This window comes from ANME-2 cluster archaeon, from assembly GCA_014237145.1.
Taxonomy (GTDB): domain Archaea; phylum Halobacteriota; class Methanosarcinia; order Methanosarcinales; family Methanocomedenaceae; genus Methanocomedens_A.
The window spans coordinates 1-16,430 of record JAAXOC010000099.1 but is presented as its reverse complement, the minus strand read 5'-3'; the positions used below and the strand labels follow the sequence as shown (position 1 = coordinate 16,430).

General features: G+C 45.1%; 14 protein-coding genes and 1 pseudogene. 9 read left to right on the top strand and 6 right to left on the bottom strand.

What is annotated here, in order from left to right; translation table 11 throughout:
• The 4 genes from HF974_13570 to HF974_13555 all read left to right on the top strand — a co-directional run.
• The coding region (locus HF974_13570; protein ID MBC2699330.1) for a hypothetical protein at nt 1–237 on the top strand (237 nt) is incomplete at its 5' end.
• Nucleotides 238–330: 93 nt separating this feature from the next.
• Nucleotides 331–624 carry a hypothetical protein gene (locus HF974_13565; GenBank protein MBC2699329.1) on the top strand — a complete coding sequence of 98 codons (294 nt, stop codon included), beginning with the start codon at nt 331–333 and terminating at the stop codon, nt 622–624.
• The gene (locus HF974_13560) at nt 602–1,024 is read left to right on the top strand and encodes a hypothetical protein (protein ID MBC2699328.1); all 423 of its coding nucleotides are present in this window, start codon (nt 602–604) and stop codon (nt 1,022–1,024) included. The genes HF974_13565 and HF974_13560 overlap by 23 nt, the downstream gene beginning before the upstream one ends.
• Nucleotides 1,025–1,355: 331 nt before the next feature.
• Nucleotides 1,356–1,514: a hypothetical protein gene (locus tag HF974_13555; protein MBC2699327.1), complete on the top strand. Its 159-nt coding sequence runs from the start codon at nt 1,356–1,358 to the stop codon at nt 1,512–1,514.
• Between the two features lie 20 nt (nt 1,515–1,534).
• Here the strand turns inward: HF974_13555 and HF974_13550 are convergent, their stop codons facing one another.
• The gene (locus tag HF974_13550; GenBank protein ID MBC2699326.1) at nt 1,535–2,638 is read right to left on the bottom strand and encodes a hypothetical protein; all 1,104 of its coding nucleotides are present in this window, start codon (nt 2,636–2,638) and stop codon (nt 1,535–1,537) included.
• A gap of 43 nt (nt 2,639–2,681) precedes the next feature.
• Nucleotides 2,682–4,637, bottom strand: a complete 1,956-nt coding sequence (locus HF974_13545) for an aldehyde ferredoxin oxidoreductase (GenBank protein MBC2699325.1) — start codon at nt 4,635–4,637, stop codon at nt 2,682–2,684.
• A gap of 238 nt (nt 4,638–4,875) precedes the next feature.
• Here HF974_13545 and HF974_13540 point away from each other — a divergent pair, with 238 nt between their 5' ends.
• From HF974_13540 to HF974_13530, 3 genes and pseudogenes are all read left to right on the top strand, one after another.
• Entirely contained in the window at nt 4,876–5,796 is a 921-nt protein-coding gene (locus HF974_13540) for a glycyl-radical enzyme activating protein (protein MBC2699324.1), read from the top strand.
• A 129-nt stretch (nt 5,797–5,925) separates the two neighbouring features.
• The gene (locus tag HF974_13535) at nt 5,926–8,487 is read left to right on the top strand and encodes a formate acetyltransferase (protein ID MBC2699323.1); all 2,562 of its coding nucleotides are present in this window, start codon (nt 5,926–5,928) and stop codon (nt 8,485–8,487) included.
• A gap of 397 nt (nt 8,488–8,884) precedes the next feature.
• Nucleotides 8,885–9,007: pseudogene (locus HF974_13530) on the top strand (GNAT family N-acetyltransferase).
• 208 nt (nt 9,008–9,215) lie between these two features.
• On the opposite strand, the gene HF974_13525 reads toward HF974_13530, so the two are convergent.
• The 3 genes from HF974_13525 to HF974_13515 all read right to left on the bottom strand — a co-directional run bounded on the left by HF974_13525 (nt 9,216) and on the right by HF974_13515 (nt 12,266).
• Nucleotides 9,216–9,998, bottom strand: coding sequence for a sulfite exporter TauE/SafE family protein (locus HF974_13525; protein ID MBC2699322.1), 783 nt, complete (start codon nt 9,996–9,998; stop codon nt 9,216–9,218).
• A 209-nt stretch (nt 9,999–10,207) separates the two neighbouring features.
• A complete protein-coding gene (locus tag HF974_13520; GenBank protein ID MBC2699321.1) occupies nt 10,208–11,455 on the bottom strand; it encodes a TIGR00375 family protein in 1,248 nt (415 codons plus the stop codon).
• A gap of 40 nt (nt 11,456–11,495) precedes the next feature.
• Nucleotides 11,496–12,266, bottom strand: a complete 771-nt coding sequence (locus tag HF974_13515) for a thiazole biosynthesis protein (protein ID MBC2699320.1) — start codon at nt 12,264–12,266, stop codon at nt 11,496–11,498.
• A 288-nt stretch (nt 12,267–12,554) separates the two neighbouring features.
• Here HF974_13515 and HF974_13510 point away from each other — a divergent pair, with 288 nt between their 5' ends.
• Together HF974_13510 and nrdD are read left to right on the top strand one after the other, a co-directional pair.
• On the top strand, nt 12,555–12,812 hold the full coding sequence (locus tag HF974_13510) for an NrdH-redoxin (protein MBC2699319.1): 258 nt from the start codon (nt 12,555–12,557) through the stop codon (nt 12,810–12,812).
• Nucleotides 12,813–12,856: 44 nt separating this feature from the next.
• Nucleotides 12,857–15,208, top strand: coding sequence for an anaerobic ribonucleoside-triphosphate reductase (gene nrdD, locus HF974_13505; GenBank protein ID MBC2699318.1), 2,352 nt, complete (start codon nt 12,857–12,859; stop codon nt 15,206–15,208).
• 142 nt (nt 15,209–15,350) lie between these two features.
• Here the strand turns inward: nrdD and HF974_13500 are convergent, their stop codons facing one another.
• Nucleotides 15,351–16,289, bottom strand: a complete 939-nt coding sequence (locus tag HF974_13500) for a hypothetical protein (protein ID MBC2699317.1) — start codon at nt 16,287–16,289, stop codon at nt 15,351–15,353.
• Between the last annotated feature and the right edge of the window lie 141 nt (nt 16,290–16,430).

Sequence of the window (16,430 nt, the reverse complement as noted above, 5' to 3'; positions counted from 1 at the left end):
ATAAAAACAAAACTCATGGCAAATGGCGAAATTATAGAAAAAATAGCGTTCATAGACGAACAGATACATGACCTGAAAAAGATGGTTATCGAAAGCGACAGTGGTGTAAAGGAAGATGAGGTAAAATTGGCAGCAAGAGCATGGCTCACTGAAGCAAAAAAGTTCGAGCAAAAATGGCCAAAGACAGCCCCACCTGTCCTGGAGATTATCAAAAGGGACAGGAAATACAGTGAATGAAACCGATCTGCAACATCGCAAAAAAAACGTTAATCGAAATCGTTATCTCACATCATGAAAACATTACTTGTATGAGAACAGCAGGTGATAGCAATGGATTTACAGGAAATCATGGCTGATATCCACGCGATCAATGAAGATTTAGAGGCATACGAACGTAAGTATGGAGTACTTTCGGAGACGTTCTACGAATCGTACATCAGTGGCGAAGAGCCAAAAGATGATGTATGGGTGCTGGATTGGGCTGATTGGGCTGGGGCATACAAACTTTTACTCCGTCGCCGGGAACAATATCGCCATACCATCCAAATCTTACGAGAAGAATCACAAACACTAATCGATATCATTGAAAGAACGGTCCGCCATGAATCCATTTCAGTCGCTTAGTGACTACGAAGAATTTGTTTATACCCTTGTGCAACGATTCCCTGATGTTCTGGGGTCTACCTTAATCGTTGTGCGGCGGGGTAAACGGATGGCCACATTACAAGGTGAGATCACTTTTTTGCAAGGGTATCGGATTACCCTCAAAGAACGCCTGTCGTTTGACGAAGGATCAGTTGTGATTGAAGATTATGGGTATGAGTTGTGGTGTAAGGGAATAAAAATATCCTGGTATGACGCACAACCACATCCTGACGACCCTGCCCTTGCAAGTACCTATCCTCACCACCAGCACATATCACCTGATATTAAACATCACCGAATCCCTGCATCCAATATGAGCTTCAATCATCCAAATTTGCCAGCTCTTATTCAAGAAATCGAAAAGTTGCTAAATGGATAACCATTTTTCTTTATGGATTTTACAGATACAAAGTAGTGGGATACAACGCACACAAGACTGTAGAAAAACTGGCTGAAGGATAATTCCTGCCCGGGAGCATGGGCACTAAGATTCTGGCGGCAGTGGAGTTCGTAGAACAGGGCGGGAAACGGGCGGTAGTGTGTAGGACTGAGGGTGTGGTCAAGGCGCTGATGGGGGGGCGGTTAATCTGGGTCATTTGCATTTGTTTATTTTTGTGTGTGTTCTGGCGTACCGGCTGCTGGTGGATCTTCAGTGGCGTCTCCATAAGCTATCAGAGCGTAAAAATGTGTGGACGGAGGCAGATGCGTTCTTGCATAATCTTGAACATGTGGAGCGGGTTCAGGTCAAATTGGGGCACAAGGTGAAGATTTTGCACCCGAATTTAACGGGAAAGTCCCAGAGAACACTTGAAATGATGGAGTTCAAGGACATGCTGAAGGAAACCATTGAAGTCGATTTCAAGTTGTAGTGGAAAATTTTAAAAACTGTTCAGGTCATGATGCCCAGGACTAAGCGAAGCGACCTCCAGAATTGTTGACTGTATGCTTCGAGATCAGAACTATCTGCATTATCAGTGGTCGGAAAGCTTTTCGTCAAGCCAAAGCGATCCCGCGTAATCCAGCGGGGATCATCCAAATTTCCCTCCAGAGCTTTCCATTCGACCCAGGCAATTTCATCGTCTATTGTGACCAGAATGTAACCGCAGTCTGTATCGTTGTGGTAGTCGCCCACCACCGAGCCATCCACATAGGGTGGGTTCCAGGTCTTAAATGGAGCACCGCACGATCCTACGACCATCTGGTAGATTTCGTTGCCGGAACAGTCCGTTACATGGGCTCTGTTGTAAAGGTGGTCATGGCCACAGAAGTACACTTGTCCTCCGGCATTGCCAATGTTGTTCCAGAAAGTGCAACGTTCCGTGGAATAATAGGCCAGACAGTCAGGATGGTTAATTGCAAATGCTGGCTCGTGACCAAAGACAAATATATGCAGTTGGCTATTGTTCGCTAACGATCCATCCATCCACGCTTGATTCACCTTGTGAGGGGTGACGTACTGGTCAAATCCCATGAAGAAAGCGTTTTTGTAGGAGAAACTGTAAGTCAAATCTTTCTCGCCAGGTGGGCCATTATCTGGATTGTCGCCACCAAAGGCTTCAATATAAGCAGCTTTCAGAGCAGGATCTGGGATGGAAGAATAGGGTGGCACAGGGGGATAGATGGATGGACCATCCTCATGGTTGCCGCGAACAGTGTACACTTTGATCCCGGCACCGTACACCGGTGCCATTGCCGTCCTCCAGTTTTTGAATTGATCTGCATAAGAGGTGCTGCCGTTGGCCCACCAGCCATTGATCATGTCCCCTGGAACCAAAACCAATTCACAATCGTCTTTCACTACAGCTGTCGCTATGGCGCTTAAAACAGTGTCGTTTATGCCAGATTTATAACTACTGTTATTGTCATCACCTCTAGTGTCACATAATACAGCAAACGTCCAGGAACCCCCTTCAGACTCGACAGAACCTTGACTGGTACCGATGAGAGAAATCAGCACTAAAAAGATCGCCACTATTGAACCAATACGTTTCATTTTTGCCCATCCCCTACAAAGCAGAAACAGCGAAGAGCTTATATTACTCCACATATAATGCTTTCTTTACCTCTGGAAGATTCAAGTCGTCCAAGGTTTCCCGGAGCGGCACTGCAGTCTCTCTGTCCCATCCCATTGCCCCATAATATTCCTTTTTCGCGATATCCCAAATTTTTGGATTCTTTGGGCTATATGCATTTGGTCCCCTCTTCAAAGGCGGAACGCCTCTTGCCCGTTTTGGCATTGCAAAATCAGCCGGTTTGAATCCTTCCCTTATGTTAAAGGCATGACGCACTGTTTTTATCCTTTGCCCGATTTTCAGGTAGTCATCAAGGGTGTAATTCCATCCTGTGGTTGCATTGGCCCATTCCACAAAGGGAACTTTAGGTCCCAGGTAAAGTCCGAAGTTACAAAGACCAAGTCCATTGACGATATCTTCAGCACAACTGCTGTTTTTCAGGCTTATTCCCATATCTTCCTTTGGTCCATCGTCACGGAATATATATTTGGGTTGGAGTTTCAATTTGTTATATAGCAAATTTAACTCCTTTCCATTATCTACCTCTGTGTATTCGTCAATTCCGGGAAAAGTGCTTGTATGTCGGCCAGGAGCGGGCTCGACCTCATATCCTACACCCAGACCGAAACCGCCATCTTTGCATCTGGAGTCGTGCATGGGGAGTTCCTGGCCGTGTACATGCATTGCTTCGGCATCGGAATTGGTCAGTCTCAGATGAATTTCTGCCATTTTGACGCCGTCTTTAAGATACTTCCCAAACCCCTTCGCATTGATGATCTGATCTACAAGTTCAACAACCACATCACTGTTACCCCATTTTAACTCGAGTCCGTCGGTCTCTTTGGTTGTGATAAGTCTCTTATCAAAGGCCTCAAAGGCCCAGTTAAGGGTAGTGGCACAACTTATGGTGTCTATACCTGCTCGGTTCAGCTTCTCGTTGACGAGGAATATGCTCTTGAGATCATCGTTAAGCAGTTGCGTCCCGAAGCCGCACAGGGTTTCGTACTCTGGCCTGTGAGTCTCCTTCAACATTTTATTGTCTGGGATGTGACAAATACCGCCGCAGCCTAAAGGACATCCGTAACAGTGATATTTATTGACTTCATACTTTGTGACAGAAAACCCGTTGATTTTGTCTGCCATCTTGGGCGGAAAATCATTTATTCCGACACCAAGCCAGTTCTTTAACGGCGAATCACCTATTTCTGCGGATTGGGTGAGGGTCCCGGCAGTTCCGCAGTTTTTCATAGTTTTGCCAAAATCATTCAGTTTATTTTCATCGACAAGGTCCTTTAGCAATTGTGTGGAGTATTGCCAGACCCCGTCAGTGTCATAAGCTGATACTTCCTCATCTCCCCTAAGGCAGATGGCTTTGAGACGTTTTGATCCCATCAAGGCGCCCAGGCCACTTCTGGCGGCGATCCGGCCTTTTGCATTGACAACACCTGATATCAAAGAGCAATTTTCACCACCCAGCCCGATGCAGGCAACCCTGAAATCCTCACCATGTTTCTGCTTAAGATACTCTTCGGTTTCGGTTGTATCCTTCTTCTTCCACATTTCGTCTGCAGGCATCAGTTTTTTGTTCTTCCCGTCGATTAAGAGATAAACAGGTCTTTTGCTTTTTCCCTTAAAGAATATGCCATCGTAACCCGTGTATTTTATAGCAGGTGCAAAGTCACCTCCACAGTTGGCATCACCCCATGTCCCTGTCAGAGGGCTTTTTCCGGCTAACATCCAGCGGCCGTTAAAGACTGCCTTACCGTTGGTAAGTAAGCCACTCACCACAGCCAGAATATTTTTAGAGTCAAATTGAGAGAGTTCTTTTTCCTGGTTGTCAAAAATAATCTTTGCAGCTAAGCCATACCCGCCGAGAAATTGTTCGTATACCTCGTCCGGAATGAACTCCTCCGAGAACTGATTCTTAGCATCGTCGTTAAGATTAACCCACAGAATTTTTCCTGTATATCCTTTCCCCATGTTCCGATCTCCTGTTTAATTTTTATAGTTTATACCACAAAGGTTATGCAACCGTTCAATTTATTCAAGAAATGCCATACTTAGTTTTATAGTTTCCGAATTACTTAAGTATTGGACCTGAAATAATAAAAAGTAGCTGATGTTTAAAGGGCAGGTATGAATGACAGTGAGGGTAAATAAACACGGGCGGAACATTATTAAAACGATGATTATTTAAAAATAAATGGTTGTGTAATTCTTGCTTCGATATTTTGGTATTTCATGGAATTCCATCTTAGACGGACCCGGGACGAGAGTCGTGCTTTTTCTTCAGGGATGCATGCTCCGCTGCCCATGGTGTCATTCACCTCACTCCTGGTCTTTTGAGTCTCCATTATTATTTTTTAGTGATCGATGCATCCTTTGCGGCGATTGTGAGAAGGCATGTCCTAATGGAGTTCACAGGATTGAAAATGGCTCACATTATCTCGACCGTTCTCATTGTAAACAGTGTGGACAGTGTGTAAAGGTCTGTCGCACAGTCATTCCGGGTCCGTCAATTTCGGGTGCTTTGGCTATGCCTACTGTCGAAGCTGAACCTGCAGATCTATTCCGATTTATTGAACCACAATTGAATCTTCTTAAACGGATTGGTGGGCTTACAGTGTGCGGAGGGGAGCCTCTTCTTCAGTATCAGTCATTGCATGAATTGCTGAAAATATGTGCTACGAAAGGATTTCACACGGCAGTAGAAACTTCAGGATCGCTGCCCCGCCGTAATTTCGAAATCTTAACTGAAGTGGTGGATTGTTGGCTTTACGGTTTGAGACCTTGCTTCTCAGAACGTTGTTCTTCTGGGGCTGTAGGTGACTTTGAAAAGATCAAAGAGAACCTGAAATTTTTAGCCTCTCGAAATCCAGATAAAATAGTCATTCGCACACCCATAGTCCCAGGTTATACGGATGATTGGCGATGCCTCTCAACAATAGCTGATATCATGTGTGAAAATGGGATCTACAACATCGAACTGCTTCCATACAATCCGCAATCTGCTCATTACTATTCAGCGATGGGAATTCACTATCCACTAACAGATGTCACAATTCCCGGTGAAGCAAAGATGTCATCAGTTCGGGATTATTTCGTCAAACGAGGATTTGTGACTAAAATTGTCGGTTGAGTCCACCACATATTTGATATAAAAAGTTTATTATTTGTTAGACTAAATATAAATTTTTCGAAAATATTTTATATTATGTTGTTTATTGTAAAATAAAACATAAAGTCGTATTTAACAGGAGGGAGCAAAATGAATATGGAACAAAGGAGAGGTTCAACAAAACGTGTACAGGATTTGTTGGACGAATTGCTTAAACACGGTGAGTCAGACCGCTCAGGTGAGTGGTTTACTCTGGATATGTTTCCAACAAATTTAGCAGTCGACTATAAGGACAAAGACTATAGAGATTATGAAGATATACCTGTCATCGTACGCAGGTCACTGGCTTCTAAGGCGATGCTTAAGGCTATGACCACACCCCAAAATTCTAAGAACACTCGCACCTTTGAGATCCTGCCCGGCGAACTGATCGTCGGTATAATGCCTCTGGGTTCTCTTGGACTTGGAAAAGTATTCCCTGAATATATGACCGAAGTGGAAAAAAGAGTGAGTTCCTCCACCAGTCAGGATTCTACAAATTCGGTGTTTGGACATAATGTTGCGGATTACAAAATAGTTGTTAACAAAGGGCTGAAGGGAATTATCCAAATTTGTGATAACAAGATAGACCCTTTAAAAATGGAACTACAAAACAGTTTGAAACCTGATAAACTTTCGGGAATGATGGACCAACCCGATGATAAGTTGGCCTTTTACAAAGCAGTACGCATTTGCTTGGAGGCTGTTGTGGAATACGCAAACGAGTTTGCCAAATTGGCAGAAGATGAAGCAAAAAAAGAGGAGGATCAAATTAGAAAGAACGAGCTGAAAAAGATCGCCGAAATCTGCAAAAAAGTGCCCAATGAACCGGCAGAAACCTTATACGAGGCTCTTCAAAGCATCTGGTTCGTCCATCTTGCCTTGCATTCTACTTTGAATTTCGTATCTCTCGGACGTCTGGACCAGATTTTGGAGCCATTCTATGAGAGAGACATAAAGGAAGGCAGAATCGATGAAAAGCGTGCACTGGAACTCCTGGAGTGTTTCATAATTAAAGCTGCCGGACGGTTAAACCTTAACCCTAATTACTTTGAGAAGATGGATCACATGGACTTTGGCGCATCTTTGTCGATTAATCCTATTGTTATAGACCAGTATGCATCAGCAAATAACTATCTGCAGAGCATTGTGGTAGGGGGAAAAACCAGAGATGGCAAAGATGCGACGAATAAATGTACATACCTCTTCCTGGAAGCTTATGCTGACCTGGGTTTGTTCACACCTACCCTGTATGTCCGTCTCCATAAAGATAGCCCTCAAAAGCTTTGGGAGAAGTCTGCACAGACTCTGATGGAGAGCGATTGTGGCTTGCCCAATATCTACAATGACGAAACTATCATCCCAGCCCTATCTTCTTTGGGTATTCCTTTGGAAGAGGCTCGGGATTATGTAGCTGACGGATGCTGGGAGCCGATCCTCAACGCCAAGAACGACTGGACTTTTCAGATGATCAACATGCTGACGGTCCTGGAGTGTGCGATCAATGGTGGGGCCTTGCTTACCAACAACCCTCAATATTTAAGAGGCCAAAAAATGGGTTATTTGACAGATACCAACGGTGAGTTCGATTTTTGCGACAAGATCGAGAGCTTCAAACATTTGATGGAATTAGTAAAATTCCATATAAGATTTTTCACTGATCAGGCTGCCTTGAAGCTCTATAGCTTTTACACAGTCCCGGGATCATGTGTTCCCACACCCTTACTGTCAGCTTTTATGAGCGGTTGTCTTGAGAAAGGTGTCGATAAGACCTGGGGCGGAACAGATTATATTTTGGGTGGCATCATCGCTGATGCCATGCCCAATTGTGCCAATTCCCTGGCAGCCATAAATGAGTGGGTATATGAAAAAAAGGTTTATTCCCTGCCTAAGATGGCGGAAATCCTGAAAAATGACTTCTACGGCGGAGAAGACCCAATGCTGCGAGATGTTCTGGGATCGCCAAAATTCGGAAACAAAGATTTTCATGTGGATGATATCATGAAATGGCTCCTGGACGAGTTCTACGATGCCGTAGATAAAGCCAAAAAGCTTGCCGATTACGTATTTCTGTACGAACCAAAAAATGAGCAGGAGCGAGAGAAAATTATCGCCCTCAGGAGTCTTGCGGGATATTCCGGAAACTCCATGAAAGAGAAGTACGGAAAGGATTTCAATATCATTATGGATGCGGGGTGCGGCACCTTCGAAAATTACGCTAACATGGGTCTCGGATGTGCTGCTTCTGCCGAAGGGCGTAGAAACGCCAAGCCTATTGCCCCTAATTTCTCGCCAGTTTCCGGAAATGACCACACCGGAATAGGACACCTGTTGAGTACAATGGAAAATCTCAGTCTGAACAGATTTGGAGCAGGCGTAATCAGTGACGTATGTCTCGAAAGAGCTGGTTTAAAACAAGATCTTCTGGAGGAAATTCTCAAGCAGTTCGTGGATGTAAAAGGTAATATAATTTCGATTACAATTGCTGATCACGATGACTTCGTAAAGATATACGATCTATGCGAAGATGTCCGGAACGGGTTAAAGGACCAAAGAGTTCTGGAAAAGTACAATCAGATATCAGTACGGGTGGGTGGATTCCAAGCACCGTTTGTTACACTTACCAAGGAACAGCAGGAGGATTATCTTAAGCGGTCCATTTCCTGGGTTTGAAAATGAACGACCCCCAATGGAACATGATCAATATCATGTTGGTCCGAAGGGATTAAATCTATCGATTATTTTAAATGTGGTTGTGTGATTTACGTCAGGACTGTTTCATGTAAGCCGGATAAGATTAGTATTGGGGGGTTGATATCCTCCAACATTTACTTTTTCTTTCGTACTTTGTATCCCGACTTGACTACTTATCGGATCATTTCATCCGGTCTCATCTGCTCCGATGGATGAAAAGCATCTCGTCCACTGTTATATGCAAACGTGAGGGTGTTTTTGAGGCATTGGAGGGGAGGTGCGAATAGACCTGGGACTGTGGTTGTGAAATCCGAGACAAATTCTTCGATTTGTGAATATCTATAAGAATGATTTAGATTAATATCAATATTGAATTATGAAAATCGGAGATGCAACTGTTGCAGATGCAGAACATATCCTGGAACTTCAAAAATTGGCATATATCAGCGAAGCAGAGATTTACAATGATTATAATATTCCACCGTTAATTCAAACTCTTCAGGCCGTCCCAAAACTAAAAGCATGTGTATAAAAATTAAATGGTAATTGATTATATTGCTCTAAATTTGAGACACAGATTACACTGGTTACACAGATCAATAGTAGTTGTGAAAATCTGTGTCTACATTAATCCTCCATTTGACCATACTTTTAGAAGTGGATACATATTTTTCATATTGCTGCGACAAATGCGGCCTGCCACAAATTCAGAGCCACAACCTGGAAAATATGAGCAGGCTCACAAATATCAATATTATTGAAATATAGACCTTCACGTGATCAGCATTTACATCCTTTATGACCCTGGGTCCTATCTGCCCCCCAATGACCACTGACGGAATTACGAATACCAAAACACTGGACAATGTATCGCTGTTATCCATCAGTACACTCACAAAATCATGGTTCATCCTGGTCAGGGCAGCCACAACATTTACGATAAAAATGATAACAACAGCCGAACCTATCACTTCAGATGAATGGCTGACTTTTTCATGATTCCACATACCTGGCACTATCAACTTACCCAGGCCCGTGGCAATTAACCCCTTCAAGAACCCGGCTGCAAAACCCAGGCCCCAGAAGATCTTATTATGTCTGACTGGAGCTTTCGGGGAGGAGATGCTGGATTTTAGCAGTAAGCTCCCGTATATAAAAATGAAGGAACCAAAAATAAATACCAGGACTTCACCATTGACATAGGAGGTCAGCAGGGAGCCGATAACAGCACCCGGTATTGTGGGGATGAGGTATTGCCTGACCAGGTACCAGTTCACAGTCCCCTGGTGGATATTCCTCACAACTCCGCTACCGAACCCGAATATCATAGTAATAAGTGCCAGCCAGAAAGTGACAAGCGGGTCCAGTTTAACACAGATCAGGTACACCGGGATCCAAAAATTGGCACCTGAAATGCCGGCAGACATTGCAAGGGTGGCGATGACCAATCCTACCGGGAAGAGATACCAGTACGTGAGGTCAATATTCATAGGAAATCCTTTTATTATTTACGTATAGGAAATTATAAACGCATTTCGATATCGTTAGAGGTGATTTTCTTAAATTTAATCAAATCTTTTGACAGGATATACAGGATATACAGGATTGGATCGTATCCTGTCAATCTTGTAAATCCTGTCTGAAATTTCCATTTTCTTGATGGATTAATCGGTATTATTGATGTTATCACTATTTCGATTCAGAAATCGGTCAGCGAACGTTGGGGCTGGTCCTGACCCTTGCCCTGACCCTGGCCCCGGTCCTCTGCCTCAAAGGAGGGGGCAGGTCCATCCTCTACTTCCACAGTGCCATACTGTCCGCCGCCGCCCGGAATTACCCGGACCCTGCCTTCGCGGAACATCCTGACAGCATGTATCACTGCCGGGTCTACTCCTTCAATGCTATCCAGTTGTGCATCCAGCAGCACTGTCACTTCGCTGCCGAACTCATCCACCAGCCGCTCCCATTCACCCTTGACCTTTTTGGTAGTGGTGCTTTTAGTACCCAGTGCCATCATGATTATCTCGGACAGCGGTACCAGATGCAGGTAGGGCGGCCTGTGGTCCGGATGCCCTGTACTGTCCGCAAGTTCCTCTATCCTGTCCACCACCCCCCGCTTTATGCGACCGCCGCATGTGCAGCGCCACTGTTTCATTACGCATTCCCTTAGTGTAAAATGTTTGAAGCAGCGGATACATGCTGATTCGTGGTACTTCCCCTCCTGGGGGAACAGTCCCACATTCATGGCCGGCCCCCGCCCATCCTGTCTTAATATGGCCTTTTTAAGTTCACCGAACGTGATATCTTCCATCCGGAACCTATTGAACTCCCGGGCCAGTTTGTTAGGCCAGGGGCTGTGGGCATCACTGTTGGTCAAGAATGTAAGTCTGTGTAGCTCACTGATGCGGTCTGCCAGGTCGGTATCAGCACTCAGGCCCAGTTCCACGAAACTGATATACTGAGCCATATCCCCGTAGCAGCTTCCCAGGCTGTCGTGGTAGGCATACATGGCAGTCCAGGGTGTGAACGCATGGGCCGGGCCGATCATGGCACCCACATCCCTGGCAAGTTCAGCGATCTCCACGCCGCTTAAGTTCACGTTAGGCCGGCCATCGGTGTCGATATTGACAGACGTAGGCTCGACAGTCTCGCGCAGTTCTTCGGCCTTGGACACATCAGGCAGGATGAGCAGGTGGTGCACCCTGTTGGTATCTTCCAGTTCCACAGTAAGCACGAACCTGGCACTGTCCATGCCGTAAATGCCATCGGCGACCTCGGGCATGGTCTTGATATCATCCAGCCATTTGCGGTGCAGGCAGTCCCCTGTACCCACAAGCTGGATGCCCTTCCTGACAGATTCCACTGCAAGCGTGGGAATGTCCATTCGGCCTGAGGTGGCCATGCTGTACTTTGAATGAATGTGAAGATCAGCGTTAATAAGAGGCATATGACATGGATTGGAATGATATATTATCGTTTTTGCGATTTCAATTGATGCCAAGTTTTTCCATTGCCAGCAGGGCGGCCTTCTCACCTGATAGCAGCATACCGCCAAATACAGGTCCCATACGCGGTGAACCGGCCACGGCATTGGCAGCCATTCCAGTGGCTATTAGCCCTGGGTAGACCTCTTTGGTGTTGTCCATGATGATGCGCTCACCCATATCCGCCCACATGGGCTTCTCGCCGATCACGTTCAGTGCCCCAGGTATTTTCCTGGCCACTGTACTACAGACCTCGGCGTCGTGCCCTGTACCGTCTATAACAACCTTTGCCCTTATGGTCATTGGATCTACATGCAGTTTTTGCAGGCCCACTGCGGTCCAGTTTATTACCAGCCCGGTCACGGCATCACCCTCCCTGATCATCACATCCTCCACGCTTACAAGATTGAATATCTTAGCCCCTGCGGCCACGGCCTCTGCGCCCAGCCTGCACACGCATTCAATAGAGTCTGCCACATAATAGCCGGGCATGTATTCGGTATAATTGACCCCGAAATCGTCCAGTATGCGCCTGGCCTCTTCCTGCACAACTATCCTGGGCATCATCATGCCTCCACCCCACATGCCGCCGCCTATCGCAAGTTTTCGCTCAAAGAGCACGGTCCTTACACCTGCTTCGGCCAGTACCTTTGCAGCCACCAGATTGGCCGGCCCCCCTCCAACCAGCGCTACATCAGTGTCAGTGCAATCCAGAAAATCAGATGTAAATTCTTCTATAATTGCTCGGGTTATTGTTATTTCATCCAGTTCCATAATCTTACCAGCTATTGAATTCGATACCATTTGATAATCGGTTATCAACTTATAATTAACTAAAGTTCCACCGGAACTGTGCCGATAGCACCATAAATTGATGTTTGTTACCAGATGTGGTAATACATAATCATGGCCACCGTGTGTGAAAATATATGTGGATCGATTATAGGTGATTTGTTGTTATCAACATTGGTAACGAATGCTCAATCATGATATTCAAACCTAGTTCAAAAAATCATTATATGCTCAGAATTAAAACTGGTTTGCTATCGATGGGGTGATTATATGTCTGAAATTATTGTATACACAACCGAAATATGTCCGAATTGCAAAACACTCAAACAAATACTAAAAGAATCAGGTATCGTATATGCTGAAACCGATATGACCACTCCGGCAGCATTGACGGAACTGGCCATGAATAATGTATTCACTATGTCTGCGCCAGTACTCCAGGTACAGGATAATTTCTACACTGTTAACGAGATAATGGATGGAGATTCCATAGACCGCCAGAAAGTGGAGAGTCTTGTAAATTTATAATTCAATGATCTATTCAATAATTTATTCATGGAGGCCAGGTTAAAATGCAAGAAACATATGCGGGTCAAAAAATATCTTCAACAATACCTGTAGGCGAGATGATGATAAAACAAAACGAACATGGGATTGAACAGGTACAACAAACCCTTACAGGTGAAGAGATCTCCACGCTGCCAAAGGTCAGGACCACTGACGGTTACCTTATGGAGTGGGATAGGAACACCATTGTAGCACAACTGATGAAAGAGACCGTACTCAGTGAGAAGTTCTATGACAAGCCAGCCATTACTGAAGAAACAGCAAAGGAGATTGCCAGGGAGACAGAGGTCAGGATACGCAAGATGGGTGTAAGTTTCCTGTCAGGTCCACTGGTAAGGGAACTGGTCAATATTGTATTACTGGAAAACGGGCATCCTGAATGGCGTAACATCTCCACCAGGGTGGGTACCCCGGTATATGACGCTTATGAGATCGATATCGGCACAGGGTTCGAGGCCAAGGATAATGCTAATCTACAGGAGAACGCCGAAACCTCGCACAAGAAAAAGGCAGACAAGATATCCAAAGAGCAATACCTGCTGTTGCTGCCGCCTGACCTTGCCGACAGCCACTTAAACGGTGATATCCACATCCACGACCTGGAATACCTGGGCACCAGGGCGTTCTGCCAGGATTGGGACCTGAGGTATTTCTTCTACTATGGTTTAATGCCTGACGGTTCCGGTACCAAAGCCAGTGTGGCAGGTCCGGCCATGAAAGCTGAGGTGGCTATCCTGCATGCTGTGAAAGCACTGGGCAGTGCCCAGACCAATTTCGCAGGCGGGCAGGGATTCTATAATTTCCTTACATTCATTGCGCCTTATTTTGAGGGGATGATTTACGATGAGATCGAACAGCTGATGCAGATGTTCGTCTACGAGATGACCCAGATGATGGTGGCCAGAGGAGGCCAGCTGGTATTCTCGTCCGTACAGCTCTCGCCAGGGATTCCAAAGCTCTGGAGGGATAAGCCAGTGGTCTATAGGGGACGTGTGTGGGATGGTGATATGGCACCCCAGAGGACTTATGGCGAATTCGAGCGCGAGGTCAGGCTATCCTATGAGGCATTAATGAATGTGATGTTAAAAGGTGATTACTGGGGCAAACCTTTCAATTTCCCAAAGCCTGAGATCAGTATTGAACCTGATTTTATGGAAGAGGATGAGGAGTTCAACAGGAAGCATCCTGAACTGCTGACCTATGATGAGTTATACACCATGTCGTTCGAACTGGCTGCTAAGTTCGGTGTGCCGTATTTTGATAACCAGTTGCCCCAGTACAGGGGTGCAGGTGAAGGTATTTCATGTTACCAGTGTTGTGCTTACAATTTCTCAACCACGGCAGAGAAGGATTCCTCCTTTGGAGACAAGATGGTCTTCAAGAATGGTCAGCACTTCTCAATGGGCGCGTGGCAGGTTGTCTCTCTTAACTGCCCCAGAGCTGCATATGAGGCAGAGGGGGACGACCACCTCCTATTTAGCCACCTGAAGAAAATGATGGATAAGGCGATCGAGCTGTTCAGGATCAAGCGGTTCTGGATGGACCATATTGTTGCCAGTGGCAGGATGCCTTTTGCTACCCAACAGCCCAAGGACCCGGTGACAGGGAAGAAAGGTATGATTGCTGTGGACCTTGGAAGCCTGGTGTATACTATAGGTGTGGCAGGTATTAACGAGATGGTACAGCATCATACCGGATACCAGATGCATGAGAGCGATATTGCCAAGCAGATTGCTATCAGGGCTATGTTCGAGATGGATATATATGCCAAGGAACTGTCTGAACTCCACGGTATCGAGATCGCACTTGCAAGGACACCGGCCGAGACTACATGCCAGCGTTTTGCTGTGTCTGATCTGCTGCATACTGAGTACAGGGAATATGCCATGAAAGTGATCAAGGGCGACGTGGATACTGCAATATCCGATCTTAGTGAAACACGTGACCTGCCTGTTTATTATACCAACGGCACCCATGTGCCACCCGGTGCTGATATATCCCTACCTGAAAGAATTGGTCTGGAACATGTTTTCTTCCCTATTGTGGATGGCGGGAATATCCTGCATATCTTTATGGGGGAGGGACATCCAGATGCCAGGGGTCTTAAGGAGTTCGCTATGAACCTGGCAAAGAATACCCAGGTCGGGTATTTTGCCTTTACTAAGGATATGACGGTGTGCCTGAATGATTTCCATGTGGCAGGCGGGATGCTGGATGAGTGTCCGAACTGTGGCTCTGAGAATGTGGAGCACCTGTCCAGGGTTACGGGGTATATACAGGCTGTGGACGGGTGGAACAATGGTAAGAAGCAGGAGCTTGAGGATAGGAGGAGGTATGGTGCCACTGAGATGGCATGATTTACGATTGGTATAGGTCTATGGATGGGATGGATATGGTGAGAAGGGGGGGTAAGTGCTCCCATTCTTCCATACCCATTTACCCAAAGCATTGTGGGGGATTGTGTGCCAGATTTCAATTCGATTTTACAATTAAAATCCTTTAATGATATGGATCATAATTGAATTCGAATTCGTCAATCTGTTCCGGACTAAATCCCAGATCAACAAACATCTCTTTTAAAACTGCCTTATATTTGCTCTCTGGAATTTCTTTTTCTATTTCCTTGAGTTTAACAGTAATGCTAACAGTCCCGTTATCATCTATGTTGAGACGATAGGTATGATTTCCATTGATTCTGGTAACAGTGATCAATGGCAGAATATAATCAATAGAACCTGTCTTTTCATTACCATTGAAGAAATCCTCACTACAAGACCCGGGATAGTTGAAATACAAGCTGGAATTTGTACTTTCATCTTCAAGGTAATCATATATTGAGTTAATATCCGGTTTTTCACTTATCCAGACTTTGGCATTGCCAATTTTTGACTCTATTGTGTCGCCATTTTCCATCCAGAGCATTACTGGCTCATTAGTTTGTCCGTTTTCCAATTTCAGATCGTTTTTCAATGATGCCACATAGTTCTCTGCATCCTGCCTGTTCATGTCAAAAGAAATCATAAGCATCTCAGTGACCCAATCGTCAGGAACTTCTTGGCCGAGTGGAATATCATTCGAACCGCGAAATGTTAATGTGGCAGAGTTTTCCCTTTGCGGCACTTCATTAAGTGATAATACCAGCCCGATATCATTGTAAAAATAATGCACAGTAGCTATCTTATAGTCATTCCCAATCTTTTCATTCAATCCTTCAATAGGAGATTCCGGTTGTAGGCCACCTGAATAGGTAACCTTATGTTCAACAGAATATCCTGCATTATTTGCATTTTTGATAATGTCATCCAGGTCAATTTTTTCCATATTCAGGCAATCAGACCCATAAGAAGCACCATCTGGATTTTCAATACAGCCGCTGGTTGCTCCAAAAGCCAACAGGAACGATCCTATTATGAATATGCTCATTATTTTTTGGTTCATGTTTGTATTCCTCTTGAGATTGTCGGAAAAGTCCTCGACTTCAGAGAATTTAATACACTGTTTGGTTTCCAAATTTTCCGTTGGACATAATATCTTACATCATCCAGCACAAATAAACGCCAGCTTCAGCGAACTTTTTCT